This is a genomic window from Streptomyces sp. NPDC024687 (genome assembly GCF_055559055.1).
Window position 1 is genome coordinate 1 of record NZ_JBVHLJ010000001.1, and the last position, 26,805, is coordinate 26,805.

The following is a 26,805-nucleotide window of genomic DNA, read 5'->3' on the forward strand; positions in this document are numbered from 1 at the left end:
AGCCGGATCGGCTACGGCTCGGCGATCGCCGTGGTCCTGCTGGTCATCTCCCTCGCGGTCATCATCCCCTACCTGATCGCCACCTTCCGGAAGGAGCGGCAGGCATGAGCACCCCGAGCGCCGCCGCGCCCGCCACCACCGCCACGTCGGCCAAGCAGCGCACTCCGCTGCGCCCGGCCCGCGTCCTGCTGCACGTGTTCCTGGCCGGCACCGCGCTGGCCTGGCTCGCCCCGCTGCTGTGGGCCGTCTTCGCGGCCCTGCGCCCCTACAGCGAGACCAGCAACAAGGGCTACGTCTCCTGGCCCGACACCCTCAACTTCGACAACTTCAAGAACGCCTTCACGCAGTCGGACATGCTCCACTACTTCGGCAACACGCTGCTCATCGCGGTCCCGGCCGTGCTGATCACCCTGCTGCTGTCGTCGATGGTCGCGTTCTACGTCTCCCGGTTCGACTTCCGCCTCAACATCGCGCTGCTGCTCGTCTTCACCGCGGGCAACCTGCTGCCGCAGCAGGTCATCATCACGCCGCTGTACCGCATGTACCTGCTCATCGACCTGCCCGGCATCACCATGAGCGGCAAGCTCTACGACTCCGCCCTGGGCCTGGTCCTCATCCACGTCGCCTTCCAGTCCGGGTTCTGCGCCTTCGTCCTGTCCAACTACATGCGCATGCTCCCGCACGAGCTGACCGAGGCCGCCCTGGTCGACGGTGCCTCGGTGTGGCGGATGTACTGGCAGATCGTGCTGCCGCTGTGCAAGCCCGCGATGGCGGCCCTGGGGACGTTGCTGTCCATCTGGATCTACAACGACTTCTTCTGGGCCATCGTGCTGATCTCCACCGGCGAGAACATGCCGATCACCTCGGCGCTGAACAACCTCTCCGGGCAGTACTTCACCGACCCCAACCTGGTAGCCGCAGGCGCCCTGCTCACCGCGATCCCCACCCTGATCGTGTACTTCGTGCTCCAGCGCCAGTTCGTCAGCGGACTGACCCTCGGCGCCAACAAGGGCTGACCGCCCTCACCTGAGAGAGAACCTCCGTGCCCCACCCCTTCACCCCGCTCGCCTCCGTGCCCGTGGACCCCGGCAGGGCCCGCGTCCACGAGGAGGGCTGGCAGTCCTGGAGCCCCAGCGGCGCGTACGCCCTCGGCGACAAGCCGTACCGCCCGACGAACGACAACTGGGCGACGGTCTGCTACCGGCCGGGCGTCACCGTCCCCGAAGGCGCCTTCCAGGGCGAGGGCCTGCTGGCGCTCGACCCGGGCGACGGATCGCCGGTACGGCTGTGGGCGGCGGCGGACCCGCTGCACGAGGTGCCGTCGATCCGGCTGGTCGCCGAGGGCTCCGTGGCGGAGGTCTCCGCCGACGGCGCGGTGAAGGAGTTCACGGGGACGGACATCCAGTCGGTGCTGGCCGAGTGGGCCGCCGGACTCGGGGTCGAGGCCCCCCGTCCGGCGCCCACCGTCTGGTGCTCCTGGTACGAGTACTTCACGAGCGTCACCGAGGACGACATCCACGAGAACCTGCGTGCGATGGACACCCTCGACCTGCCCGTCGACGTCGTCCAGATCGATGACGGCTACCAGAAGGCCCTCGGCGACTGGCTCACCCTCTCCGGCCGCTTCCGCTCCCGCGCGGGCATCGCCGACGCGATCCGCGCGCGGGGCCGCCGCGCCGGCATCTGGACGGCCCCCTTCCTGGTCGACCCGGCCAGTGACCTGGCCGCCGAGCACCCCGACTGGCTGGTCGAGGACCTCGACGGAGGCTTCCTGCACGCCGGCCGCAACTGGGGCCACGACCTGTGCGTCCTGGACACCACCCACCCCGACGCGGCGCAGTACCTCGCGTCGGTCTTCCGGACCCTGGTTTCCGAGGGCTACGACTACTTCAAGGTCGACTTCCTGTACGCGGGAGCGCTGGAAGGCGTACGGCATTCCTCCGCGGACGCGCTCACGGCGTACCGCTCCGGGATCGAACTGATCCGCGAGGCCATCGGCGCGGACGCCTACCTGCTCGGCTGCGGAGCGCCCGTCCTGCCCTCCATCGGCCTGTTCGACGCGATGCGGGTCAGCCCCGACACGGCCCCGCACCGGCGCCCCGAGGCCGACGACTACAGCCAGCCCGGCCAGGACCCGGCCGAGTTCACCGGCGTAGGCCGCCAGTGGCAGCACGGCCGGCTCTGGGTCAACGACCCCGACTGCCTGATGGCCCGCCCGGCCGTGGAGACCCGCGAGCGCTGGGCGGCCCTCGTGGAGGCGACGGGCGGTCTGATGGCCTCCAGCGACCGCCTGCTCTCCCTTGACCAGTGGGGCGTGGAGACAACGCGCCGCCTTCTCACAGGAGTTGACCGATGATCCCGCAGGGCATCGCCTACGGCGGCGACTACAACCCCGAGCAGTGGCCCGAGGAGGTGTGGGCCGAGGACGTACGCCTCATGCGCGAGGCGGGCGTCAACATGGTCAGCGTCAACATCTTCGCGTGGGCGCTCCTCGAACCCCGCGAGGGCGAGTACGACTTCACGCGCCTCGACAAGATCCTCGCCCTGCTCCACGACAACGGCATCGCCGCCGACCTGGCCACCCCGACGGCGGCCCCGCCGGCCTGGTTCTTCCGGGCCCACCCGGAGGCGCTGCCGGTCGACAGGGACGGCAGGAGACTGTCGTACGGCAGCCGCCAGACGTTCTGCCCCTCCAGCCCCGCCTACCGGGAGGCCGCCCTGCGGATCGCCCGGGTGCTGGGGGAGCGGTACGCCGACCACCCGGCCGTGGTGATGTGGCACATCCACAACGAGTACGGCTGCCACAACGCGGAGTGCTACTGCGAGGTGAGCGCGGCATCCTTCCGGCGCTGGCTGCGTGAGCGCTACGGCGACCTGGACGCCCTCAACCACGCCTGGGGCACCACCTTCTGGAGCCAGTGGTACTACGACTGGGACGAGATCATCCCGCCCCGCGCCACCAGTGCCGTGCCCAACCCGACCCACCAGCTGGACTGGCGGCGCTTCTGCAGCGACGAACTGCTGGCGCTGTACAAGGCGGAGCGGGAGGTGCTGCGGGAGGCCGCCCCCTCGGTGCCGGCCACCACCAACTTCATGGTGATGTTCGCCTTCGACGCGCTGGACTACTGGCGCTGGGCGCCGGAGCTGGACATCGTCTCCAACGACCACTACCTGCGCTCCACCGACCCCGAGTCGCAGATCGACATCGCGCTCAGCGGTGATCTGGTGCGTTCGCTGGCGGGCGGCCCGTGGCTGCTCATGGAGCACTCGACGGGCGCGGTGAACTGGCAGCCGGTCAACCGGGCCAAGAATGCCGGTGAGTTGCGCAGGAACGCCTTGGGGCACGTCGCCCGGGGCGCCGACGGCATCGCCTACTTCCAGTGGCGGGCCGCGAAGGCGGGCGCCGAACAGTGGCACTCGGCGATGCTGCCGCACGCGGGCACGGACAGCCAGATCTGGCGTGACGTGGTGGCTTTGGGCGCGGACCTGAAGGCGCTGGCGCAGGTGCGGGGCAGCACCAGCCCCGCCTCGGTCGCCGTCGTCTGGGACTGGAACGCCCGCTGGGCCCTGGAACTCCCCTCCCAGCCCAGCGAGTCGGTCCGCTACCTCGACCAGGTCCGGGCCTGGTACGAGCCGCTGTGGCGCTCCGGCGTGGCCGTGGACTTCGTGCACCCCTCGGCGGACCTGTCGCGGTACCGGCTCGTCCTCGCCCCGGCCCTGTACCTGGTCGACGACGAGGGCGCCGAGAACCTGACCGGCTTCGCCTCGCGCGGCGGAACGCTCGTCGTCGGCTTCCACAGCGGGGCCGTCGACGCCAACTGCCATGTCCGCCTGGGCGGTTACCCGGGCGCCTTCCGCGAGGCACTCGGCGTCAGCACGGACGAACTCTTCCCGCTGCTGCCCGGTGAGACGGTGACCCTCGACGGCGGCGGTACGGCGTCACTGTGGTCGGAGCGAGTGCGCCTGGCCGGCGCGGACGCCGTGACCTCGTACGCCGACGGCCCCCTGACCGGCGTCCCCGCGGTGACCCGGCACACCTACGGCGAGGGCGTGGCCTGGTACCTGGCCACCCACCCGGACCCGGACACCCTCGCCGCCCTGCTGGACCGCGTCCGCGCGGAAGCGGGAGTGGAGCCGGTGCGTCGGACACCGGAGGGCGTGGAGGCGGTGCTGCGCCGGGGCGAGGACGCGGACTACCTCTTCCTGATCAACCACGGTGAACGGCACGCCGAGGTGCAAGTGGCCCCGTCTGCAACCGAGTTGCTGAGCGGGAAGGTCGTCGACGGCGGCCGGGTGACGGTGACGCCGGGCGATGTGGTGGTCGTACGGGAAGCACGCTGACCCGATCAGCCCCGCGGTGAGACCGCAGGGGCGCGGCACCCCCTCCGGATGCCGCGCCCCTTCCCCGTCCCCCCGTTTTCATGGTGGCTACTGGATGCTGTGGACCTCCGGGAGCGTGCCCGTGCGGGCCGCCCGGCTGTACCAGAGGGCGCTGGACTTGGGTGTCCGTTCCAGCGTGGTGTAGTCGACGTAGACCGCGCCGAAGCGCTTCTCGTAGCCGTACGCCCACTCGAAGTTGTCCAGCAGGGACCACAGGTAGTAGCCGCGGACGTCCGCGCCGTCGGCGATCGCGCGGCGGACCGCGGCGAGGTGGCCGTGCAGGTAGGCGATCCGCTCGGGGTCGTGCACACGGCCGTCGGGGTCGGGCTTGTCGTCGTAGGCCGCGCCGTTCTCCGTGATGTACAGCGGCAGGCCCGGTGCCTCGCGCGTGTAGCGCATGATCAGGTCGTGCAGGCCCGTCGGGTCGATCGTCCAGCCCATCTCCGTGCGCTCGCCGGGGGTCTGGTGGAACGTGACGTCGTCCGCCCCGGGCCACGGGGAGTGCGCGCTGCTGCCGTGCCCGTCGGCGCGCGGCCCGCTGGTGTCCGCGTCGGTGGACGACACCAGTGCCGGCGTGTAGTAGTTGAGGCCCAGCGCGTCCAAGGGCTGGTTGATCAGGGCGAGATCGCCGTCCTCGACGAACGACCAGTCCGTGATCAGCTCCGTCGCCGTGAACAGCGTCTGCGGATACGCGCCGTGCAGGATCGGTCCGTGGAAGACCCCGTTGGCCAGGTCGTCGATCTTCTGCGCCGCCGCCAGGTCCGCCGCGTCCTGCGAGAAGGGCCGGACGACCGAGGAGTTGAGGCTGAGGGCCACCGAGTTGCGGGCCGGCATCGACGCGCGTAGGGCCGAAGTGCCCAGGCCGTGCGCGAGGTTGAGCGTGTGCGCCGCCTTCAGGGAGGCCGCGGGGTCGGTACGGCCCGGCGCGTGCACCCCGGAGGCGTAGCCCAGGAAGGCCGCGCACCAGGGCTCGTTGAGGGTGATCCACTGCTCGACCCGGTCGCCGAGCGCCTCCCCGACGATCTGCGCGTACTCGGCGAAGCGGTACGCGGTGTCGCGCTCCGGCCAGCCGCCCGCGTCCTCCAGCTCCTGGGGCAGGTCCCAGTGGTAGAGCGTCACGGCCGGCTTGATGCCGTGCGCGAGGAGCTCGTCCACCAGCCGGCGGTAGAAGTCCAGACCCCGCTGGACCGCGGGGCCCCGGCCGGTCGGCTGCACCCGGGACCAGGAGACCGAGAAGCGGTACGCCGTCAGGCCCAGGTCGGCCATGAGCGCCACGTCGTCGCGGTAGCGGTGGTAGTGGTCGACAGCGATGTCACCGTGGTCGCCGCCGGCCGTCTTGCCCGGGGTATGGCTGAAGGTGTCCCAGATGGAGGGCGTACGGCCGTCCTCCCGCACCGCCCCCTCGATCTGGTAGGCGGAGGTCGCGGCGCCCCACAGGAAGGCGGGGGGAAAGGTCACCGGGGTCACCGGCGTAGCGGACTCAAGCATGGAAGCGCTCCCATTAGGGGTCGTGAGACCTACGGGTAGAGGGGGGAGGGGGTGGGAAGGGCCGAGGCGACGGTGCCCCGGCCCCCTGAAGCGAGATCCCCAAGACGTACGAGGTCAGCCCTTCACGGCACCCTGCATGATGCCGCCCACGATCTGCTTGCCGAAGATCGCGAAGACCAGCAGCAGCGGCAGCGTGCCCAGGAGCGCGCCCGCCATGATCAGGGACTGGTCGGGGGTGTAGCCGCGGCCGAGGCCCGCGACCGCGACCTGCACGGTCGGGTTGCCGTTCTGCGTCAGCACCAGGAACGGCCACAGGAAGTCGTTCCAGGTCTGCACGAACATCAGCATGCCGAGCACGGCCATCGCCGGCCGGGCCGCCGGGAACACCACGTGCCAGATGATCCGCCAGCTGTTCGCGCCGTCCACCCGGGCCGCCTCGATCAGCTCGTCCGGCAGCGCCTGGAGCAGGTACTGCCGCATGAAGAACACGCCGAAGGCGCTCACCAGCGAGGGCAGGATCACCGCCTGGAGCTGGTCGGACCAGTCGAGCTTGGCGACCATCATGTACAGCGGAATCACGCTCAGCTGCGGCGGCACCATCATCGTCCCGATGACGATCAGCATCAGGGCGTTGCGGCCCTTGAAACGCAGCTTGGCGAATGCGAACCCGGCGATCGTCGACAGGACGACGATGGTGATCGCCGAAACACCCGCCACGAACGTGGTGTTGATGAACGCCTCGCCCAGGTTGGCGTCGGTCCAGGCGATCTCGAGCTTGTCGAACAGTCCCGAGCCGAACCAGAAGGGCGGCGGGGTCTCGGCGAGCCGCTGGTTGTCGCGCGAGGCGGCGATCGCCGTCCACACCAGCGGGAACAGCGAGCCGATCGTGAACAGGATCAGGATGAGGTACCCGATCGGCCCGGCGTGCAGGGTGCCGCCGGCGCGGGCGGCCTTGGGGCGCCTGGGACGCTTCGTGTCCTCGGCGGGGGGCTTCGTCAGTGTCGTCGTCACGGCCGGTTCTCCTAACTGCTGGCGCGCAGCCGGCGCGAGATGACGTAGTTGACGATCCCGACGATGATGAGGATCAGGAACATCGTCCAGGCGATCGCGGAGGCGCGGCCCAGGTGCTGGTTGACCCAGCCCTGCTCGTACAGATACAGACCGAGCGTCTGGAACTGGTGCTGGGAACCGCCGGAAGCACCCTTGTTCGCGTCGAACAGCAGGGGCTCGCCGAAGACTTGCGAGGCACCGATGGTCGAGACGACGACGGTGAACAGGATCGTCGGCCGCAGCGACGGCAGCGTCACATGGATGAACTGCTGCCAGCGGTTGGCCCCGTCCAGGGCCGCCGACTCGTACAGGTCCTGCGGGATCGCCTGCATGGCCGCCAGGTAGATCAGCGCGTTGTAGCCGGTCCAGCGCCAGACGACGATCGAGGAGACCGCGACCTGCGAGGCCCACTTGTCGTTCTGCCAGTCGATGTGGTCGATGCCGACCTGGCCGAGGACCCAGTTGATCATGCCGTAGTCACGGCCGAACAGCAGGACGAAGACCAGCGAGGCGGCGGCGATCGAGGTGGCGTACGGGGCGAGCATCGCGACCCGGTAGAACGTCGAGGCGCGCAGCTTGTAGTTGAGGATGTGCGCGAGGCCCATCGCCATCAGCAGCTGCGGGACCGTCGAGATGATCCCGATGGTCAGCGTGTTCTTCGCCGCGTTCCAGAAGAACTCGTCGTCGAAGATCCGCGTGTAGTTCTTCATCCCCACCCAGTGCATGTCGGTGGGGGCAGTCAGTTCCACCTGGTGCAGCGAGGCCCAGCCCGTGTAGATCAGCGGGAACAGGCCGAACGCGAGGAACAGCAGGAAGAACGGCGAGACGAAGGCGTACGGGCTCCAGCGCACGTCCCGCTGCCAGCGCCGGGAGAGCCGGGCCCGGCGGCGCTGCTCGTCCGCGGGCTCCGCGGGCGGGCGGGCCGGGGCCGCACCCCCCTCCTTCACGGGGGGTGCGGCGGCGGTTTCGTGCCCAGTGGTCATACGGGTCACTGGTCCAGTGCGTTGTCGATGGTCTTCACGGCGTTGTTCCACGCGTCCGTGGGCGACTTGCCCTGGGTCACCAGAACCACACCGTTGTCCGTCAGGCCCTGCTGGATGATCTGGTCCTTCGGGCCGATCGTCTGGACCGGGATGTTCTTGGCGGCCTCGGCGAAGATCGTACCGATCGGCGCGTCACCGGTCATGTCGTTCTTCGCGCTCTTCACCTCGGTCGAGTCGTACGCGGCCGGGGTGCTCGGGAAGCTGCCCTGCACGCCGAACAGCTTGGCCTGCTGGGCGGGCGCGGTCAGCCAGGCGGCCAGCTTCGCGGCCTCCTCGGTGTTCTTGCCGGACTTCGGGACGGTCAGGAACGAACCGCCCCAGTTGCCGGACTTCGGCGCCTGGGCGATGTCCCACTTGCCGGCCGCGTCGGGCTTCGACTTGCCCTTGATGTAGCCGAGCATCCACGGCGGGCAGGACATCGCGGCGAACTTGCTGTTGGCGATGGTCGTGTCCCACGCGGGCTGGAACTGGGTCTGGTTGCCGATCAGTCCGGCCTCGGCGGCCTTGGCGGTGAGGTTGAAGGCGGACTTCACGGCCGGGTTGGTCTTGTAGATGACCTTGCCGGAGGCGTCGTAGAACCGGTCCTTCTCACCGCTGAGGATGGCCTGGAGCAGACCGCCGGGGGAGTCCAGGAAGGTGGTGCTCGTGCCGGCCTTGGCCTTGTACCGCTTGCCGACGTCGACGAACTTGTCCCAGCTGCCGGTCCACAGCTTGCCGACTTCCTCGCGGTCGGTGGGCAGACCGGCCTTCTGGAAGAGGTCCTTGCGGTAGCAGATGGCCATCGGGCCGACGTCGGTGCCGAGAGCGACCGTCTGTCCGCTCTCGGTGGTGGCCTGCTTCCACTTCCAGTCCAGGAAGTCGCTCTCCTTGCCGTACTTCGACAGATCGAGCAGCTTGCCGGACTGGGTCCCGACGATCTCGGCGATGTTGCCGACCTCGACCATCTGGATGTCCTGGAGGCCGCTGTTGGTGGTGAGGTGGTTCAGCAGCGCCGGGTAGTAGTTCTCGTTGCGCTCCACGACGGTCTGCTGGATGTCGATGTTCGGGTGGAGCTTCTCGTACTCCTTGTACAGGCCGGACTCCTCGAATCCTGCGGTGCCGAAGAGCCCGAGCGTGATCTTGGTCTTGCCGCCGCCACCGCCGGACGACGAGTTGGAGTTCTTGTCCTTGCCGTCGTCGGCACAGCCGGCCAGCAGCCCGGCGCCCAGCGACGCTACGGCCGCGAGGACAACCACCCTGTTGCGGGCGGTTCGGGTACGTGCTCGCATTGCGTCCTCCTGTTGCCCTGACGTGCCGACCCCCCGGCCAACTGCGTTGTTGGGCCCGTTAGTTCTAAGCTGCGGCTCGGGCGGGGAACGTGCGGGATGTTTATGTGTCAGGTACCGTGGGAGCGCTCCCACCGGTGATGTGTTGAAGGTTCGCGGGTTGGAGCGAGGGTGTCAAGGGAGCGTGCAGGGCGATATCGCTTTGAGATGTTTCCTTCGCTGGGGCCGTGTCTTTGGCCGCTGCGGAGGGTGGCGCCGTCGAAGCGGACGGACGGGGACTGTGTGGTGGCGATCACTCATTCGAGGGAGGCTGATCTGTTCTCATGCGACGTGGCCGTGGCGCCGATAGCTTCCTTGTCGTGAAGCTGGTCGTGCAGGTCAAACTCCTGCCGACGCCTGTTCAGGCGGCGGCTCTCGAGACGACCCTGCGCGCCTGCAACGAAGCCGCCTCATGGGTGGCCGAGGTGGCGTTCGAGACCTCGGTGTACAAGAACTTCACACTGCGCAAGCACTGTTACGCGGAGCTCAAGAGCCGGTGGGGATTGGGCGCGCAGGCTGCCCAGCACGTGATCAAGAAGACTGCCGACGCATACACAGCTCTGCATGCAAACCTGAACGCACACAGTCCCGGCAAGAGAAACCCGAAGCGGAAGCGGAGGGATGTGAAGCGTCCCCTCGCGTTCCGTCCGGAATCTGCGCAACCTCACGACGACCGCATGCTCTCCTGGCAGACGGAAGCATGCACCGTCTCCGTGTGGACGACGCGCGGCAGGATCAAGGACGTCGCCTACGTTTGCGGTCCTGAGCAACTCGCCACACTGTCCCGGTACCGCAGGGGCGAGTCGGACCTGGTGCACCGCGACCCTGTGGACTTCCTCGGAGTCGACCTGGGGATCGTGAACATCGCTACCACCAGTGACGGCGAGATCATGTCCGGGCGTCGGCTCAACCGCTCACGGGCCCGTGACGGCGCGCTGCGGAGGAAGCTTCAGAAGAAGGGCACCAAGTCCGCCAAACGACGCGCGCAGCGTCGACGCCGGAAGGAGGCGCGGCGGACTCGGGACATCAATCACAAGATCGCGAAACATTTGGTGGCCGAGGCTGGGGGCACCTCCCACGCCCTTAAGGCAGTGGGGGAGCACCGGTCGTGGATTGCCCTGGAGGATCTGACGGGCATCCGCGAGCGGGTACGGCTTCGCAAGCCCCAACGGGCCACGCTCCACTCTTGGGCCTTCGCCCAGTTGGGGAGGTTCATCGCGTACAAGGCCCGCCGGGCGGGTGTGCCGGTGGTGCACGTCGATCCGGCGTACACCTCGCGCACCTGCGCCGAGTGCGGCCACGTGGACAAGGCGAACCGGGTCTCCCAGGCGTGGTTCGCCTGCCGGTCCTGCGGATTCGTTGATCACGCGGACCGGAACAGCTCCCGCAACATCCGCGCCCGTGCGTGGGAGTTGTGTCGAAGCGGGGCCCGGTCAGTGGCCCCTGCCGGCCCCGGACGGGGGCGGCTGAACGCGGGCGAAGCATCACCGCCAGTGGTGCCCGCAACGCAAGCTTTGCCGCGCATGCGGCGAGCGGCTGACTTATCAGCCCGTTATCGGCCCACCGAGGCTGTCAGCGTTTGAGGGTCAGGCCGATCAGGTCTGAGCGGGGCACAGTGGTGGCCCCCGCGACCGTCACGCCCACACTCGGGACTGTTAAATTCCAGGCCAGCTTAGAGACACGGTGGGAAGGCGGAGCCCATGGCAAGCCACGGAGCGCGGAGTCGAAGCGGTGGCCGGCCCACCCTCGAAGAGGTCGCCGCGCGCGCCGGCGTGGGCCGGGGCACCGTTTCCCGGGTGATCAACGGTTCGCCCCGGGTCAGTGACGCCACCCGGGCGGCGGTCGAGGCGGCGGTGGCGGAGCTCGGGTACGTCCCGAACACGGCCGCGCGCGCCCTGGCGGCCAACCGCACCGACGCGATCGCGCTGGTCGTGCCCGAACCGGAGACCCGGTTCTTCGCCGAGCCGTACTTCTCCGACATGCTCAAGGGCGTCGGCGCGGAGATCTCGGAGACCGAGATGCAGCTCCTGCTGATCTTCGCGGGCAGTGACCGCGAACGCCGTCGGCTGGCCCAGTACCTGGCCGCGCACCGGGTCGACGGCGTCCTGCTGGTGTCGGTCCACGCCGACGACCCGCTCCCCGACCTGCTGTCCCAGCTGGAGATCCCGGCCGTGATCAGCGGCCCGCGCTCGGCCGCCGAGACGCTCCCGTCGGTGGACTCCGACAACTACGGCGGCGGTCGCTCGGCTGTGGAGCACCTGCTGGCCGGGGGCCGCCGCGCGATCGCACACATCACGGGCCGCCTCGACGTGTACGGTGCCCAGCGGCGCGTCGACGGCTACCGGGACGCGCTGCGCGACGCGGGCCACGAGGTGGACGAGCGGCTGATCGAGCCCGGTGACTTCACCGAGGAGGGCGGCCGCCGGGCGATGACGAAGTTGCTGGCCCGCCGCCCCGACCTGGACGCGGTCTTCGCCGGCTCGGACGTCATGGCGGCCGGCGCCCGCCAGGTCCTGCGCGAGGAGGGCCGCAGCATCCCCTCCGACGTGGCCCTGATCGGCTACGACGACTCGGCCATAGCGCGCCACATGGACCCGCCCCTCACCAGCGTCCGCCAGCCCATCGAGGAGATGGGCCGCCACATGATCGACCTCCTCCTCACGGAGATCGCCGACCGTCGCCCGGCCGTCTCCCGGGGGCTGGAGCGCAGGCAGGTCGTCCTGGCCACGGAACTGGTGGCGCGGGCGTCGTCCTGACCCCCTCCCCTGCTGGAGGCGGAGGGGGCTTAAGGAGGCTGCCCCCTTCCCCTGCTGGGCGAGGAGAGCCTCAGGCCGTCCTGAAGTAGTGGCCGGACTTCAGGTCCGGGATCAGGGCGGGGTGCTCCGGCCGCCAGCCGAGCAGCTTTCGTGTGAGCGCGCCCGAGGCTCGCATGTCGACGGCGGCGAAGTGGCCGAGCCAGCCGAAGTGCTCCGCCGCCTCCTCGGGGGCCACGCTCGTGACCGGCACATCGAGTCCCCGCCCGATGGTCTCGGCGATCTCGCGGAACGGCACCGCCTCGTCGCCGATCGCGTGCAGCCGTACGCCCGCCGGCGCCGCCTCCAGGGCGAGCCGGAACAGCCGGGCCGCGTCGAGCCGGTGGACGGCGGCCCAGTGGTTGGAGCCGTCGCCCACCATGGCCGAGACGCCCTTGCCGCGCGCGAAGTCGATGAACATGGGCACGAAGCCGGTGTCGCCCTCGCCGTGCACGCTCGGGGGAAGCCTCAGCACCGACGAACTCACCCCGCGCTCGGCGAGCGCGAGCGTCGCGGGCTCCGAGGCGTACCGGTGCTTTCCGGGGGAGTTCGGGTCGGCCGGGTCCTCCTCGGTGCCGATGCGCCCAGGCGTGGTCAGTAGTCCCGAGGTGACCACGAAGGGCTTGCCGGTGCCTTCGAGCACCTCGCCGATGGCCTCGATGGCCTTCAGGTCGGCCTCCCCCGAGGCCGTCAGGTTGGTGAAGTCGTGGATGAACGCCAGGTGGGCGACCCCGTCGGCCGCCTCGGCACCCCGGCGCAGACTGTCGAGGTCGGTCAGGTCCCCGCGGTGCACCTCCGCTCCCGCGGCCTTCAGCGCCTGGACGGACCGCTCCGACCGGGCCAGGCCCACGACCTCGTGCCCGGCGCCGAGCAGTTCGCGGGTGACGGCGGAGCCGACGAAGCCGGTCGCGCCGGTGACAAATACACGCATTGGTGATCCTTCGCTGTGGCGGGTGAGGGATTCAGCGTGCGAAGAAAAGGCCGCCCCAGTCCAAAGCCTGTTTCGCATCACGCAATACACATCAGGCATGACAGCAGGCAGAGGCCGGTTTCACCGAAGAACGGCCGTGCACCCGCCCGTACGCTTCAGGCATGAGCGACCTCGACCTCCGGCTGGTCCGGTACTTCACGGCCGTCGCCGAGCACCGGCACTTCGGGCGGGCCGCCGACGCGCTGCACATCACGCAGCCGTCGCTGAGCCGGCAGATCCGCCGCCTCGAGCAGCAGCTGGGCGCGCGGCTGCTGGAGCGCACCCCGCAGGGGAGCCGGCTGACCGAAGCGGGGGAGGTCTTCCTGCCGCGGGCGAAGGCACTGCTGCGCTCGGCGGCCCAGGCGGCGAGCCTTGCCCGGGCGGCCGCGGAGCCGAGTCGGATCACCGTGGGGTACACGTCGGGGATCATCGTCACCCCGGCGGTGCGCGCACTGCGCGAGCGCTTCCCGGACGCCGACGTCAGGACCGCGCACATCGACTGGGGCGAGCGGACCGCGGCCCTGCCCGAACTCAAGGTCGACGTCCTGGTGACCCGGCTGCCCTTCCCGACCGACGGGGCGCAGGTGACGGTCCTCTACGACGAGCCCCGGGCGCTGGTGCTCCCGGTCGGCCACCGTCTCGCGGGCAAGGAGTCCGTCACTCTCGACGACATCGCCGACGAGCCGCTGGTCCGGGTGGCCGACCCGGTGTGGAACGCGTACTGGCGCATCGACCCCCGCCCGGACGGCCGCCCCGCACCCGACGGGCCCCTGGCCGCCGCCCTGGAGGACAAGTTCGAACTCGTCGCCTCCGGACAGGCCCTGGCCATCACGGCGTTGCCCCGGGCCGGCACGCTCCGCCCCGATGTCACCGCGGTCCCGCTGCACGGTGTCGAGCCGGCCCATGTGGTGCTCGCGACCCGCGCCGAGGAGCGGAGCCGACTGGTCGTGGCCTTCCGCAAGGCCGCGCGGACCCTTCTCAAGGCGTCCGGTTCCTGAAACGGCCTCAGCCGGTGACCTTGTCTCCAAGGTCACCGGCTGAGGTGAATGGGGTGAGTGACGGGACTTGAACCCGCGACTTCCTGGACCACAACCAGGTGCTCTACCAGCTGAGCTACACCCACCATGTTCGGCTGTCCTGGTTTCCCTGACCGGCCGAGAAAAAGTGTACAGGGTCCGAAGGGGTGCTCGCGCACGCCTTTATCGCGAGGGCAGCACGTGCTTCGCGGCGATCGTCTTCGCGGTGTCGGAGTCGGGTCCGGGCTGCGGGACGAAGATCGCCTCGCGGTAGTAGCGCAGCTCCACGATGGACTCGCGGATGTCGGCGAGGGCGCGGTGGTTGCCGTTCTTGTCCGGGCTGTTGAAGTAGGCCCGCGGGTACCAGCGCCGGGCGAGCTCCTTGACGGAGCTGACGTCCACGATCCGGTAGTGGAGGTAGTCCTCCAGGGTGGGCATGTCCCGGAGCAGGAAACCGCGGTCGGTGCCCACGGAGTTGCCGCACAGCGGGGCCTTGCCGGGTTCCTTGACGTGCTCGCGGATGTAGGAGAGGACCTGCTCCTCGGCGTCGGCGAGGGTCGTGCCGCCGGACAGCTCCTCGAGCAGCCCGGACGCGGTGTGCATCTGACGCACCACCTCCGGCATCGTCTCCAGCGCCTGGTCCGGCGGGCGGATGACGATGTCCACACCGTCGCCGAGCACATTGAGCTCGGAGTCGGTGACGAGGGCGGCAACCTCGATGAGCGCGTCGTCGGACAGCGAGAGGCCGGTCATCTCGCAGTCGATCCACACCATGCGATCGTTCATGCGAACACCCTACGGCTGACGTCTGTGTTTGTGGTCCCCGCGTCGACGCCGGGCGTCGGTGCCGGGCGACCGGGAACGCCGGGCGCGGCCTTCACAGGCCGCGCCCGGCGTCAGGACGTCACGTGCCGCTGCGCTGGCCCGGCAGGCTCGCCCGGCCTCCGCCGACGTACAGCTCGCGGCCGTTCTCGGAGTGCGGACCCACCGGGGCCGGGGTGCGGCGGCTCTGGATCGGCACCGGACCGCTCTCCGGGTGCAGCTGCACCGGCGCGCCGGGCGCGGGGCCCGTCGGGCCCCCCACCGGACCGTCGCTGTCCACCGGCTTGTCGCCCTGCGGACGGCGGGCCCGGTACGCGGCCCGGTAGGCGGCCGGGGACGAGCCCAGCTGCCGCCGGAAGTGCCCGCGCAGCGCCACCGGCGAGCGGAAGCCGCAGCGCCCCGCGACCTCGTCCACCGAGTAGTCCGACGTCTCCAGCAGCCGCTGCGCCTGCAGCACCCGCTGCGTGATCAGCCACTGCAGCGGGGCCGAACCCGTCAGCGAGCGGAACCGGCGGTCGAACGTACGACGGCTCATGTACGCCCGTGCCGCCAGCGTCTCCACGTCGAACTGCTCGTGGAGGTGCTCCAGCGCCCAGGCGACGACCTCGGCGAGCGGGTCGGCGCCGATCTCCTCTGGTAAAGACCTGTCGAGGTAGCGCTCCTGACCGCCCGAGCGGCGCGGCGGGACCACCAGTCGGCGGGCCAGCGCGCCGGCCGCCTCGTTGCCGTGGTCCGTCCGCACGATGTGGAGACAGAGGTCGATTCCGGCCGCGGTACCGGCCGAGGTCAGTACGTCGCCGTCGTCCACGAAGAGTTCTCGTGGATCCACATGCACCGACGGGTAGCGCTTGGCCAGCGTCGGCGCGTACATCCAGTGTGTCGTCGCGGGGCGGCCGTCCAGCAGGCCCGCGGCCGCCAGCACGAAGGCGCCGGTGCACAGACCGACTATGCGGGCGCCTTCCTCGTGCGCCCGGCGCAGCGCGTCGAGCGCATCATCCGGCGGCGGTGAAGTGATCGAGCGCCAGGCCGGTACGACGACCGTGCCCGCTCGTGAGATCGCTTCCAGGCCATGCGGTGCGGTGAGTTCCAGGCCCCCTGTGGTCCGCAGTGGGCCTTCCTCGCCGCCGCACACCAACAGTCGGTAGCGCGGTACGCCGGCGTCCTGGCGGTCAATCCCGAACACCGACAAAGGTATGGAACTCTCGAAGATGGGGCCGCCGCTGAACAGCAGCACCGCGACGATCTCCTTGCGGCGTCGCCCGGAGAGTTTCCGGGCCGCGGCTTCCGGCGCGGCGGTGGAGTCGTGGCTCATACTGCTAAGCCCCCCTCGGTGGTCGCGGCTCCTCGGTTGTGTCGCTCCTGCACGTTTCCCCTCGGTCCTGCACGAGTCCCCCGCCGTAAGACGTCAAGATCGAATCTACTGTGTTGCGTGGTGTCGGCGTGACCAGTTCGTCATCCGGCACATTGTCGACATGGCAACTTGGCGTAAAGCATTCGATCACGAAGCGTTGCACTCGTGGGCCGTGCAGGGAAGTGCGCCTTGTGGCAGTGGCTAATCCACGTAGGGTGCGCCGGGCTCCGGAGACCCTATCCGTGCAGGTGGAACGGGGGTTGGGGGGTGGTTGGACCAAGGGACACGCCCACCGCGGAAGTTGGCTGAAAAGAATCGTCGCGGTGTATGGAAACCGGTCAGCCGCCCGGTGTATTTCCTCCGGTGTGACGACCGCCTCGACGGGCCCCGGCACCGCTCCTGTGGTGACGGCCGCGACGGGGCTCGGGCTCCTCGGCGTGCAGGCGGGCCGCGCCGCGCTCCGACTGGCGCAGGAGGATACGGCAGACGGCCGTGACGGCGGCGAGACCGAGGGCGGTGCCCGTCGCGCCGGCCAGTGAGGTGCCGTACCAGACGAGCACCACGGGGACGAGGACGCAGCTGAAGACCGCCCAGCGGACCACGTCCGTGGCGGAGTCGTCGGAGGGCGGTCGGTGTCCGGTCATCGCGTGCTCCCTGTGGCGTCTCCCCGAGGCGAGGCTCACGGGTTCAACGCCTGTTCGACCCTTCGGTCACTGTGTCGAGGGGCCGTCCGGGGGTCCGGGGCGGGGGCCGGAGCGTGAATCCCGTGCAAACCGCCTGTACAGGACAGCAACCATTGCGTTACGGGCGCCCCCTCGTGCATGCTCCCTGGAACCCCCACGGACGGTGTGCGGGCTCTGGGCGAAGGAGGCTTCGCGCCGTACCCTTGGGGGTATGGGGTTGGGAAGATGATTCCCGGACACAGCTCCGCCGCACACTGTCGTCCCTCCCACACAAGGATCACAACGCCGAGACAGCCATGGCCGGTCACGAATTCTTCGAACACGCGGACCGCAAGCGGCCCGTCGCCGACCCCACGGCGGCCGAGCCCCTGGCGGCGGAAGAGCCACGCCACTCCTGCGACCCCGCCTTCAAGCACGGCGTCGTGGTCGGCTTCGACGGCTCCACATCCAGCGAGCGCGCCCTCGCGTACGCGATCGGCATGGCCCATCGCTCCGGCTCGGGCCTGATCATCGTGCATGTCGCCAACCGGCTTCCCACCACCGTGTGGGCCGGCTGCGAGCCACCGGTCTTCGTCGACGTGCCGGACCACCGCACCGAGGTGCTCGGCCTGGAACTCGCTTGTGCGGACTACCTGTCCGAGGTCCCCTGGATCCTCGTCGAGCGCGGCGGAGACATCTGCCACGAACTCGAGGAGGTGGGGCGGGAGTACGAGGCGGACGCGATCGTCGTCGGCTCCACCCACGGCCTCGTCGGGCGCATCTTCGGCTCCGTCGCGGGGCGGCTCGCCAAGCGGGCGAAGCGGCCCGTCATCGTGATCCCGTAACTCTTCACTCTTCGAGCAGAGACGGACCCCCCGTGCGTCACGGAGGGTCCGTCCTCGTTGTGCGGCCCGAACGACTGCTACTCGACGGTGACCGACTTCGCGAGGTTCCTCGGCTTGTCGATGTCCCGGCCGAGGGCAAGTGCCGTGTGGTAGGCGAGGAGTTGGAGGGGGATGCCCATCAGGATGGGGTCCAGTTCGTCCTCGTTCTTGGGGACCACGATCGTCTCGTCGGCCTTCTCCTGGTGCTGGTGGGCGACCGCCAGGATCCTGCCGCTGCGGGCCTTGATCTCCTCCAGGGCGGCGCGGTTCTTCTCCAGGAGGTCGTCGTCGGGGACGATCGCGACCGTGGGCAGGGCCGGCTCGATCAGGGCCAGCGGGCCGTGCTTGAGCTCGGAGGCGGGGTAGGCCTCGGCGTGGATGTAGGAGACCTCCTTGAGCTTCAGGGAGGCCTCGCGGGCCACCGGGTAGCCCCGCACCCGGCCGATGAAGAGCATCGAGCGGGCCTCGGCGTACTCCTCGGCCAGCTTCTTGATGTGCTCCTCCTGCTCCAGCATCTCGGTGATTTGGGCGGGCAGCTTGCGCAGGCCCTCGATGATCCGCTTGCCGTCGCGGACCGAGAGGTCGCGGGTGCGGCCGAGGTGCAGGGCGAGCAGGGCGAAGGCCACCGTGGTGTTGGTGAAGCACTTCGTGGAGACGACGCAGACCTCGGGGCCGGCGTGCACGTAGATGCCGCCGTCGGCCTCGCGGGCGATCGCCGAGCCGACGACGTTCACCACGCCGAGGACCCGCGCGCCCTTGCGCTTCAGCTCCTGGACGGCCGCCAGCACGTCGTAGGTCTCACCGGACTGGGAGACGGCGATGTAGAGGGTGTCGGGGTCGACGACCGCGTTGCGGTAGCGGAACTCGGAGGCCGGTTCGGCGTCGGCGGGGATACGGGCCAGCTCCTCGATCATCTGGGCGCCGATCATGCCCGCGTGGTACGAGGTGCCGCAGCCGAGGATCTTCACGCGGCGGATCTGCCGGGCCTCGCGGGCGTCCAGGTTGAGGCCGCCGAGGTGCACGGTGGAGAACCGGTCGTCGATGCGGCCGCGCAGCACGCGGTCCACGGCGTCGGCCTGCTCGTGGATCTCCTTGTGCATGTAGGTGTCGTGGCCGCCCATGTCGTAGGAGGCGGCCTCCCACTCGACGGTGGTGGGCTCCGCCGTCGTACGGGTGCCCTCCGTGGTGTAGGTGCGGAAGTCGTCGGCCTTGAGGGTGGCCATCTCGCCGTCGTCCAGCGTCACGATCTGCCGGGTGTGGGCGACCAGCGCGGCGATGTCCGAGGCGACGAACATCTCCTTCTCGCCGATGCCGAGGACGACCGGGGAGCCGTTGCGGGCCACCACGATGCGGTCGTTGAAGTCGGCGTGCATCACGGCGATGCCGTAGGTGCCCTCGATCACCCGCAGGGTGTCGCGGACCTTGTCCTCCAGCTTCTCCGCCTGGGAGCGTGCGATGAGGTGGACGAGGACCTCGGTGTCGGTCTCGGAGAGGAACTCGACACCGTCCGCCTCCAGCTTGCGGCGCAGGTCGGAGGCGTTGTCGATGATGCCGTTGTGGACGACGGCGACCTTGCTGTCGGCCGACATGTGCGGGTGGGCGTTCACGTCGGAGGGGGCGCCGTGGGTGGCCCAGCGGGTGTGGGCGATGCCGGTCGTGCCCTTGAAGCGGGCCGGGACCTTGGCCTCCAGGTCACGCACCCGGCCCTTGGCCTTGACCATCTTCAGCCCGGCCGTCTTCGGCGAGGTGACGACGATGCCCGCCGAGTCGTAGCCGCGGTATTCGAGGCGCTGCAGGCCCTCCAGGAGCAGCGGGGCGACATCACGCTTCCCGATATATCCGACAATTCCGCACATATAGCTGTGTCCCCTAGCCGTAGACCATGCGGCGCAGCTGCCTCAGCGTCAGCTCCGGCGGCGCCACCGCTCGGTATTTGAGATCCGCCTCGATCCGTTCGAAGATCTCCGCGTTCACCAGGCCCTGGGCCTGGAGTTCGCGGTGGCGGCGACGGACGTAGTCCTCCGTCGTCTCGTCGAAGAAGGCGAGCACGTCCTGGATCACGCGCAGTGCCTCGCCCCGGCTGAGGGGCGTGGACCGCGTCAGGTGATCAACAAGTTCGTCGTGCACCCGGTAGATCCTGGGGGACCGGAAGCCGTTTCGCAAGAATTCTGCCCGATATCGGGCAAGTGGCTGTTGATGTTCTTATGAACGTCTGTTCGCGAGCTGTCCATCCTGTGTCCTACACCCCGTTGCCCCGACAGACGAGTTTCAGACGCCATGGACATTCCTCGCATGGGAGTACCCGACGAGCTCGCCGAGCGCATGAGCATGGCCGAGCAGCACGAGTACCTGCACACCAAGTTCTCCCGGCGCAACATGATCAGGGGCGGCGCCGTCACGCTGGGCGCCGTCGTGGGTGGCGCATTCGTGCCGGGTGCCGTCGCCCAGGCCGCCACGCCGACCCGGACTTTTCCCGCCACCGAGAGCGTCGACGGCGCCCTCGTCGCCCCCTTCGGCCGTCACCTCGCCTACGGCAACGACGCGCGCACCGAGATGACCGTCTCCTGGCAGGTGCCGGTCGCGGTCAAGAAGCCGTTCATCCGGATCGGCGCCCGCCCCTGGGACCTCTCCCGCAAGATCGAGGCCGAGGTGCGCACCCTGTACACCCCGGCCGGCGTCGGCGCGAGCGCCGACCACACGCAGTACTACCTGCACGCAAAGCTGAGCCACCTGCGTCCTGGCCAGACCTACTACTACGGTGTCGGCCACCAGGGCTTCGACCCCGCCGAGCCGCATCTGACCGGCACCCTGGGCACCTTCACCACCGCGCCCGCCCACAAGAAGCCGTTCACCTTCACGGCCTTCGGCGACCAGGGCGTCGGCTACCACGGCCTGGCCAACGACAGCCTGCTGCTCGGCCAGAACCCGGCCTTCCACCTGCACGCCGGCGACATCGCCTACGCCGACCCGGCCGGCCAGGGCAAGTCCGCCGACACCGGCTTCGACTCGCGGGTGTGGGACCAGTTCCTCGCCCAGACCGAGTCGGTCGCCAAGTCCGTGCCGTGGATGGTCAGTTACGGCAACCACGACATGGAGGCCTGGTACTCGCCCAACGGCTACGGCGGCGAGGAGGCCCGCTTCACCCTCCCGGACAACGGGCCGGACAAGAAGCACCTGCCGGGCGTCTACTCCTTCGTCCACGGCAACACGGCGATCATCTCGCTGGACCCGAACGACGTCTCCTTCGAGATCCCGGCCAACCTCGGCATCTCCGGCGGCACCCAGACCACCTGGTTCGAGGGGCAGCTGAAGAAGTACCGGGCCGCGAAGGACATCGACTTCATCATCGTGTTCTTCCACCACTGCGCCTACTGCACCTCCACCGCGCACGCCTCGGAGGGGGGCGTGCGCCAGGAGTGGGTGCCGCTGTTCGAGAAGTACACGGTGGACCTGATCATCAACGGCCACAACCACCAGTACGAGCGCACCGACGTCATCAAGGGCGACAAGGTCGCCAAGAAGCTCCCGATCGGCGGGACCGCGTACCCCGAGACCGAGGGGGTCGTCTACGTCACCGCGGGCGCCGCGGGCCGCAGCCTGTACGCGTTCTCCGCGCCGGACTCCTACGAGGGGCACCTCGACGAGCAGGAGTCGGTCGCCTCGTTCATCAACACCAAGGACGGCAAGGTCAACGAGACCGTCGCCTGGTCCCGGGTGCGCTACCTGAACTACTCGTTCCTGCGCGTGGACGTCGAGCCCGCGGCGAAGGGCCACTACGCCAAGCTGAAGGTGTCGGGCATCGCCGAGACCGGTGACCGCATCGACCACTTCACGGTGGCACGCCGGGCCAAGTAGTCGGGGACGGGGCCCGGGAGGACCGTACTCCCGGGCCCCGCCTGTCAGTTGGGGCCTCCTACAGGCCCGCGATGGGGTTGTGCAGCGTGCCGACCAGCTGGAGCGCGCCGGACGGGTCCGCGAGGTCGACCATCTGCCGGTTGTTCCGCAGCTGGAGGCGGTTGAGGCAGGACAGGGCGAACTCGGGCGCGAACATGTCGTACTGCGCGAACTTGTCCGCCAGTTCCGGCACCGCCCGCTGGTAGTCGCGGGTGACCTCGGCGACCGTGCGCCAGAAGTCCTCCTCCTCCAGGATTCCCTCGGTGGCGAGGTTCGCGGCGAGGAAGCGGAAGAAGCAGTCGAAGACGTCCGTGAAGATCGACAGCAGCTTCTTGTCCTCGGGGACCTCCACGCGCAGCCGCTCGACCGCCGGCGGCAGTACCGCCTCCGGGTCCATGACGGCGATCTCCTCGGCGATGTCCTTGTAGATCGCCCGCTCGACGACGCCGTCCTTCAGGACCAGGATGACGTTCTCGCCGTGCGGCATGAACACCAGGTCGTAGGCGTAGAAGCTGTGCAGCAACGGGGTGTAGTAGGCGCGGAGGTAGCGGCGCAGCCAGTCGGCCGGGGTGAGTCCCGACTCCTCGATGAGGACGCCCGCGAAGGACCGGCCCTCGTGGTCGACGTGGACCAGCGAGGCCATGGTGGCGAGCGACTCGCCGTCCTGGAGGGACTGGACCGGGCTCTCGCGCCACAGCGCGGCCAGCATCTTGCGGTACGGCGAGTAGCGGTCGGTCGCCTGCTCGTACTCCAGGTGCCGGTAGCCGACGGCCGCCCGCTCACGGATGATCGTCAGGCCCGTCGACTTCAGTACCGGGTCGCCCTCGATCAGCCCGGCGAGCCAGTCGTTGATGGCCGGGGTCGCCTCCATGTACGCGGCCGACAGTCCGCGCATGAAGCCCATGTTGAGGACGGACAGGGCCGTCTTCACGTAGTGCTTCTCGGGGTGGGACCGGTTGAAGAAGGTCCGGATGGACTGCTGGGCCAGGTACTCGTCGTCGCCCTCGCCGAGACAGACCAGCAGGCCGCGGGCGACCTCGGCGGCGAAGGTGACGGTGAGCTTGTTCCACCACTGCCAGGGGTGGACCGGTATGAGGAGGTAGTCGGCCGGGTCCAGGCCCTTGTCGCGCAGGACGCCGTGGAAGCGCTCGACGGTGTCCTCGCCCAGCTCCTGGCGGACGAAGGACTCGTACTCGATGCCGACCCCGGCCGTGAACGCGGCGCGCGAGCGGTGCGCGGCGAGCCAGACCAGGCGGACCGGGCTCGCGGTCTCGGGGGCGTACGAGAGGTACTCGTGGATGCCGAAGCCGAGCCGTCCGTTGTTGGCGACGAAGCAGGGGTGGCCCTCGGTCATGCCGGTCTCGATGTCCTGGAAGCCGCTCTTCGCGAGCTCGGCGACCGGGATCTGCGGCTTGGTGAGCTTGTAGCAGGTGCCCGAGAGGGTGGAGGAGATCTCCTCCAGGTAGACCGGCAGGATCTCGTCGCTCAGGCCCAAGGTCTGCTTCAACTCGATGAAGAAGTCCAGGGCGGCGAGGGGGAGTTCGGTGCCGTCGCGGTGCCGGGTGATGGAGTCGGCGTCCACCTGCCAGTGGTCCAGGGCGCGGCGGACGGCCGTGAAGTCGTAGCGGGTCTTGCCGTCGTCGCTGCGGACGACGTACTGGTCCTTGTCGGTCTCCTCGGGCTCGATCAGCCGCTCGTGCGCGAACTCGGCGAGGGCCTTGCGGACCAGCAGGCGGTTGGCCACGTCCCAGTGCGCGGGGGAGAGGTGGGCCACGGCGTCGGCGAGGCTCATGCGGTCACCCCCGTCGCGGCCACGCTGTGTTGAATTTCAAAGAAGCGCTCCCGCGTGCAGAAGCTCAACAGGGCCTTCTTCTCCGGCTTCTGGATCTCGCGCTCGGACACGAACCCGACCGCCTCGTTCAGGGCGTGGACGGCCTTGTTGGAGACGTCCGGCTCCACGACGACCCGCTCGACGGCCGGGTCCTCGAAGAGGTGGGCCATCACGGCGGTGATGACGGACCGCGTGAACCCGTGGACGGGCCGGTCGGTCGCCGGGGTCAGGAAGTGCATGCCGATGTCACCGGGCCGAGGCTCGTACAGCCCGACGAGTTCGCGGTGGGCGGGGTCGTACTTCTCCATCAGGAACGCGGGCTCGCCGTCCTCGTCGAGGCCCAGCAGCGCGTGGTGGTGCTCGTCGGCCGCGATGTCCATGTACGCGCGCTCGACGTCCTCCAGTTTCGCGTCCTGCATCATCCAGAACGCGGCCTTGGGGTGGGTGACCCAGCCGTGCAGCAGCTCGGCGTCCTTCAGGGGGTCGAGGGGGCGGAAGGTGAAGGTCGTCCTGCTCATACGGAAAACTCCTGGAACGCGATCGTCTTCTCGACCGGGTAGTACTCGGTGCCGAGCAGCTCTCGGATGATGCAGCTGTTGCGGTAGGCGCCCATGCCCAGGTCGGGGCTGGTGATGCTGTGGGTGTGGACACCGGCGTTCTGGAGGAAGACGCCTCTGCCCGTGACGTCGATCGCGTAGGTGCGGGACACGTCGAAGTTGCCGTGGGAGTCGTACACCAGGCGGTCCTTGACCGGGGTCAGGAAGTCCGGCTCGGCGTACTTGTAGCCGGTCGCGAGGACGAGGCCCTGCGACTCGATCTCGAAGTCCTTCTCCTGCTCCTCCTGGCGGAAGGCGAGCGTGTACGTGCCGTTCTCGTACCGCGCGCTGTTCAGCGAGGAGTTGGTGAGCAGCCGGGTGGGGACCGGGCCGCCGAGGTTCTTCTGGTAGAGCAGGTCGAAGATCTCGTTGATGAGGTCGCCGTCGATGCCCTTGAACAGCCCCTTCTGCTCGGCGGTGAGCCGGTAGCGGGTGGCCTCGGGCAGCTCGCGGTAGTAGTCGACGTACTCCGGGGAGGTCATCTCCAGCGTGAGCTTGGTGTATTCGAGGGGGAAGAAGCGCGGGGAGCGGGTCACCCAGTTCAGCCGGTAGCCGTGGACGTCGATCTCGCCGAGCAGGTCGTAGTAGATCTCGGCGGCGGACTGACCCGAGCCGACGAGGGTGATCGACTCCTTCTTCACCAGCTCGCTTCTGTGCTGCACATAGCGGGAGTTGTGGATGAAGTCGCCGCCCAGTCCCTGGCAGGCATCCGGGATGTACGGCGGGGTACCGGTGCCGAGAACCAGGTGGCGGGCGCGGAACTCCTCACCGGCCGCGGACTTCACGACGTAGAGGTCGTTCTCGTATGTCACCTCGGTGACCGTCGTGCTGAAGCGGACGTTGCTCAGCTTGTTCGCGGCCCAGCGGCAGTAGTCGTCGTACTCCACCCGCAGCGGGTAGAAGTTCTCTCGGATGTAGAACGAGTACAGCCGGCCCTTCTCCTTCAGGTAGTTGAGGAAGGAGTACGGCGAGGTCGGGTCGGCGAGGGTGACCAGGTCCGACATGAACGGGGTCTGGAGGTGGGCGCCGTCCAGGAACATGCCGGCGTGCCACTCGAAGTCGGGCTTCGAGTCGAGGAAGATGCCGTCGAGTTCGGGGATGGGCTCGGTGAGGCAGGCCAGGCCGAGGTTGAAGGGGCCCAGCCCGATGCCCACGAAGTCGTAGGTCTTGGACGGGGTTTCAGGACGCGCGGTCAAGGGACTCTCCCAGGTACTGCTCGGCGTGGCCGGCGATCAGGTCGAGGACGGCCGAGATGTCCTCGGCCGTCGTCTCGGGGTTGAGCAGGGTGAACTTCAGGTAGTGGCGGCCCTGGACCTTGGTGCCCGCGACCACCGCGTCGCCGGAGGCGAACAGGGCCTTGCGGGCGTACAGGTTGGCGCGGTCGATCTCCGCCGGGTCGGTGACCGAGGCCGGGATGTAGCGGAAGACGAGCGTGGACAGACTCGGTGCGACGACCACGTCGTAGCGCGGGTCGGCGGCGAGCAGTTTCCAGCCCTCGACGGCCAGGTCGCAGACCTCGTCGAAGAGCTGCCCGATGCCGTCGGCGCCCATCACGCGCAGGGTCATCCACAGCTTGAGCGCGTCGAAGCGACGGGTGGTCTGGAGGGACTTGTCCACCTGATTGGGGATACGTTCCTGCACCATGCGGCGCGGGTTGAGGTACTCCGCGTGGTAGGTGGCGTGGCGCAGGGTCGAGGAGTCGCGGACCAGCACGGCGGACGAACTCACCGGCTGGAAGAAGGACTTGTGGTAGTCGACGGTGACCGAGTCGGCACGCTCGATGCCGTCGATGCGGTCCCGGTACTTGACCGAGGCGAGCAGCCCGCAGCCGTACGCGGCGTCCACGTGCATCCAGGCGCCGTACTGCTCGCACAGCTCGGCGATCTCGGGCAGCGGGTCGATGGAGCCGAAGTCGGTGGTGCCGGCGGTGGCGACGACGGCCATCGGGACCAGGCCGTCGCGACGGCAGCGCTCCAGTTCACGGGCGAGGGCGACGGTCTGCATCCGCTTGTCGTGGTCGACGGGGATCGAGACCACGGCGTCCTGGCCGAGGCCGAGCAGTTTCGCCGACTTCTTGACGCTGAAGTGGCTGACCTCCGAGGCGAAGACGCGCAGTTTCGCCAGGGAGTCGGTCTTCGCCTCCTCGCGGGCCAGCAGCAGCGCCTGGAGGTTGGACTGCGTCCCGCCCGAGGTGAACACGCCGTCGGCGACCGGGCCCAGTCCGATGCGCGCGGTCGTCCAGTCGATCAGTTTGCGCTCGATGAGGGTGCCGCCGGCCGACTGGTCCCAGGTGTCCAGGGAGGAATTGACGGCGGAGAGGATGGCCTCGCCGAGCACGGCCGGGATGACGACCGGGCAGTTGAGGTGGGCGAGGTAGCGGGGATGGTGAAAGTAGACCGCGTCCCGGAGGTAGACGTCCTCCAGCTCGTCGAGCACCGCCGTCGTGTCCAGCAGGGGCTTGTCGAGGTCGATCTCGTCGATGCGGGGGGTGAGGGCGTCGACGGTGATGCCGGTGAACGGCCTTGTGGTGGTGGCGAGTTTGGCCGCCACCCGCTCGATTCCTTCGGTCACGGAGCGGCGGTAGCTCTCCGCGGTCGTGTCATTGAGCAGGTGCGAGCGCATGTGGGGGCCCTCCGGTGGGGAAATCCATGCGGGACGGGGCAGGAGCGGGGCGGGTGCCCGGTTCAACTTAGGTAAGCCTAACCTAATTAACCTGAGCCAA

General features: G+C 69.1%; 22 protein-coding genes, 1 tRNA gene and 1 pseudogene. 9 read left to right on the plus strand and 15 right to left on the minus strand.

All coding sequences use genetic code 11. The features are described from left to right. The 4 genes and pseudogenes from ACZ39I_RS00005 to ACZ39I_RS00020 form a co-directional block, all read left to right on the plus strand. Positions 1–108: pseudogene (locus ACZ39I_RS00005) on the plus strand (sugar ABC transporter permease); the annotation flags it as partial. Then, on the plus strand, positions 105–1,016 hold the full coding sequence (locus ACZ39I_RS00010; RefSeq protein ID WP_467241194.1) for a carbohydrate ABC transporter permease: 912 nt from the start codon (positions 105–107) through the stop codon (positions 1,014–1,016). The pseudogene ACZ39I_RS00005 and the gene ACZ39I_RS00010, both read left to right, overlap by 4 nt. A 26-nt stretch (positions 1,017–1,042) precedes the next feature. Next, the gene (locus ACZ39I_RS00015) at positions 1,043–2,356 is read left to right on the plus strand and encodes a glycoside hydrolase family 36 protein (protein WP_467241196.1); all 1,314 of its coding nucleotides are present in this window, start codon (positions 1,043–1,045) and stop codon (positions 2,354–2,356) included. Next, positions 2,353–4,341 (plus strand): beta-galactosidase, encoded by a 1,989-nt coding sequence (locus ACZ39I_RS00020; RefSeq protein ID WP_467241199.1) that lies wholly within the window; start codon positions 2,353–2,355, stop codon positions 4,339–4,341. Before ACZ39I_RS00015 ends, ACZ39I_RS00020 begins: the two co-directional genes overlap by 4 nt. A gap of 87 nt (positions 4,342–4,428) precedes the next feature. On the opposite strand, the gene ACZ39I_RS00025 is transcribed toward ACZ39I_RS00020, so the two are convergent. The 4 genes from ACZ39I_RS00025 to ACZ39I_RS00040 all read right to left on the minus strand — a co-directional run bounded on the left by ACZ39I_RS00025 (position 4,429) and on the right by ACZ39I_RS00040 (position 9,229). Then, complete coding sequence (locus ACZ39I_RS00025) at positions 4,429–5,868, minus strand: GH1 family beta-glucosidase (RefSeq protein WP_467241201.1); 1,440 nt, start codon at positions 5,866–5,868, stop codon at positions 4,429–4,431. A gap of 114 nt (positions 5,869–5,982) precedes the next feature. Beyond that, on the minus strand, positions 5,983–6,879 hold the full coding sequence (locus ACZ39I_RS00030) for a carbohydrate ABC transporter permease (protein ID WP_467241202.1): 897 nt from the start codon (positions 6,877–6,879) through the stop codon (positions 5,983–5,985). An 11-nt stretch (positions 6,880–6,890) separates the two neighbouring features. Further along, positions 6,891–7,901 carry a carbohydrate ABC transporter permease gene (locus ACZ39I_RS00035; RefSeq protein ID WP_467241204.1) on the minus strand — a complete coding sequence of 337 codons (1,011 nt, stop codon included), beginning with the start codon at positions 7,899–7,901 and terminating at the stop codon, positions 6,891–6,893. Between the two features lie 5 nt (positions 7,902–7,906). Continuing rightward, positions 7,907–9,229, minus strand: coding sequence for an ABC transporter substrate-binding protein (locus tag ACZ39I_RS00040; RefSeq protein ID WP_467241206.1), 1,323 nt, complete (start codon positions 9,227–9,229; stop codon positions 7,907–7,909). A gap of 356 nt (positions 9,230–9,585) precedes the next feature. On the opposite strand from ACZ39I_RS00040, the gene ACZ39I_RS00045 reads away from it, so the two are divergent. Continuing rightward, the gene (locus tag ACZ39I_RS00045) at positions 9,586–10,848 is read left to right on the plus strand and encodes an RNA-guided endonuclease InsQ/TnpB family protein (RefSeq protein ID WP_467241208.1); all 1,263 of its coding nucleotides are present in this window, start codon (positions 9,586–9,588) and stop codon (positions 10,846–10,848) included. A gap of 117 nt (positions 10,849–10,965) precedes the next feature. Continuing rightward, positions 10,966–12,021, plus strand: a complete 1,056-nt coding sequence (locus tag ACZ39I_RS00050) for a LacI family DNA-binding transcriptional regulator (protein ID WP_326668117.1) — start codon at positions 10,966–10,968, stop codon at positions 12,019–12,021. A 70-nt stretch (positions 12,022–12,091) separates the two neighbouring features. On the opposite strand, the gene ACZ39I_RS00055 is transcribed toward ACZ39I_RS00050, so the two are convergent. Further along, positions 12,092–12,988 carry an SDR family oxidoreductase gene (locus ACZ39I_RS00055; RefSeq protein WP_467241210.1) on the minus strand — a complete coding sequence of 299 codons (897 nt, stop codon included), beginning with the start codon at positions 12,986–12,988 and terminating at the stop codon, positions 12,092–12,094. 161 nt (positions 12,989–13,149) lie between these two features. On the opposite strand from ACZ39I_RS00055, the gene ACZ39I_RS00060 reads away from it, so the two are divergent. Further along, positions 13,150–14,025, plus strand: a complete 876-nt coding sequence (locus ACZ39I_RS00060) for a LysR family transcriptional regulator (protein ID WP_467241212.1) — start codon at positions 13,150–13,152, stop codon at positions 14,023–14,025. A 49-nt stretch (positions 14,026–14,074) separates the two neighbouring features. Here the strand turns inward: ACZ39I_RS00060 and ACZ39I_RS00065 are convergent. From ACZ39I_RS00065 to ACZ39I_RS00080, 4 genes are all read right to left on the minus strand, one after another. After that, positions 14,075–14,150 (minus strand) — tRNA-His (locus ACZ39I_RS00065). 76 nt (positions 14,151–14,226) lie between these two features. Next, positions 14,227–14,829, minus strand: coding sequence for an oligoribonuclease (gene orn, locus ACZ39I_RS00070; protein ID WP_467241214.1), 603 nt, complete (start codon positions 14,827–14,829; stop codon positions 14,227–14,229). A 118-nt stretch (positions 14,830–14,947) separates the two neighbouring features. Beyond that, positions 14,948–16,177, minus strand: coding sequence for a GlxA family transcriptional regulator (locus ACZ39I_RS00075; protein ID WP_467241216.1), 1,230 nt, complete (start codon positions 16,175–16,177; stop codon positions 14,948–14,950). A 377-nt stretch (positions 16,178–16,554) separates the two neighbouring features. After that, positions 16,555–16,860: a hypothetical protein gene (locus tag ACZ39I_RS00080; RefSeq protein WP_467241218.1), complete on the minus strand. Its 306-nt coding sequence runs from the start codon at positions 16,858–16,860 to the stop codon at positions 16,555–16,557. A 335-nt stretch (positions 16,861–17,195) separates the two neighbouring features. Between ACZ39I_RS00080 and ACZ39I_RS00085 the strand changes: the two genes are divergently transcribed. Continuing rightward, positions 17,196–17,723, plus strand: coding sequence for a universal stress protein (locus ACZ39I_RS00085; protein ID WP_390002681.1), 528 nt, complete (start codon positions 17,196–17,198; stop codon positions 17,721–17,723). 77 nt (positions 17,724–17,800) lie between these two features. Here ACZ39I_RS00085 and glmS read toward each other — a convergent pair whose 3' ends face one another. Both glmS and ACZ39I_RS00095 read right to left on the minus strand, forming a co-directional pair. Continuing rightward, positions 17,801–19,618: a glutamine--fructose-6-phosphate transaminase (isomerizing) gene (glmS, locus tag ACZ39I_RS00090; RefSeq protein WP_467241220.1), complete on the minus strand. Its 1,818-nt coding sequence runs from the start codon at positions 19,616–19,618 to the stop codon at positions 17,801–17,803. A 13-nt stretch (positions 19,619–19,631) separates the two neighbouring features. After that, a complete protein-coding gene (locus ACZ39I_RS00095; protein WP_352384276.1) occupies positions 19,632–19,889 on the minus strand; it encodes a hypothetical protein in 258 nt (85 codons plus the stop codon). A 165-nt stretch (positions 19,890–20,054) separates the two neighbouring features. Between ACZ39I_RS00095 and ACZ39I_RS00100 the strand changes: the two genes are divergently transcribed. After that, positions 20,055–21,617 (plus strand): purple acid phosphatase family protein, encoded by a 1,563-nt coding sequence (locus ACZ39I_RS00100; protein ID WP_467241222.1) that lies wholly within the window; start codon positions 20,055–20,057, stop codon positions 21,615–21,617. Positions 21,618–21,675: 58 nt separating this feature from the next. Here ACZ39I_RS00100 and ACZ39I_RS00105 read toward each other — a convergent pair whose 3' ends face one another. From ACZ39I_RS00105 to desA, 4 genes are read right to left on the minus strand one after another with little or no spacing between them, the layout of a single operon-like run. Beyond that, a complete protein-coding gene (locus ACZ39I_RS00105) occupies positions 21,676–23,448 on the minus strand; it encodes an IucA/IucC family protein (protein ID WP_467241224.1) in 1,773 nt (590 codons plus the stop codon). Continuing rightward, a complete protein-coding gene (locus ACZ39I_RS00110; protein WP_467241226.1) occupies positions 23,445–24,005 on the minus strand; it encodes a GNAT family N-acetyltransferase in 561 nt (186 codons plus the stop codon). Before ACZ39I_RS00110 ends, ACZ39I_RS00105 begins: the two co-directional genes overlap by 4 nt. Beyond that, entirely contained in the window at positions 24,002–25,279 is a 1,278-nt protein-coding gene (locus tag ACZ39I_RS00115) for a lysine N(6)-hydroxylase/L-ornithine N(5)-oxygenase family protein (RefSeq protein ID WP_467241228.1), read from the minus strand. The genes ACZ39I_RS00110 and ACZ39I_RS00115 overlap by 4 nt, the downstream gene beginning before the upstream one ends. Further along, a complete protein-coding gene (desA, locus tag ACZ39I_RS00120; RefSeq protein ID WP_467241230.1) occupies positions 25,263–26,705 on the minus strand; it encodes a lysine decarboxylase DesA in 1,443 nt (480 codons plus the stop codon). The genes ACZ39I_RS00115 and desA overlap by 17 nt, the downstream gene beginning before the upstream one ends. Between the last annotated feature and the right edge of the window lie 100 nt (positions 26,706–26,805).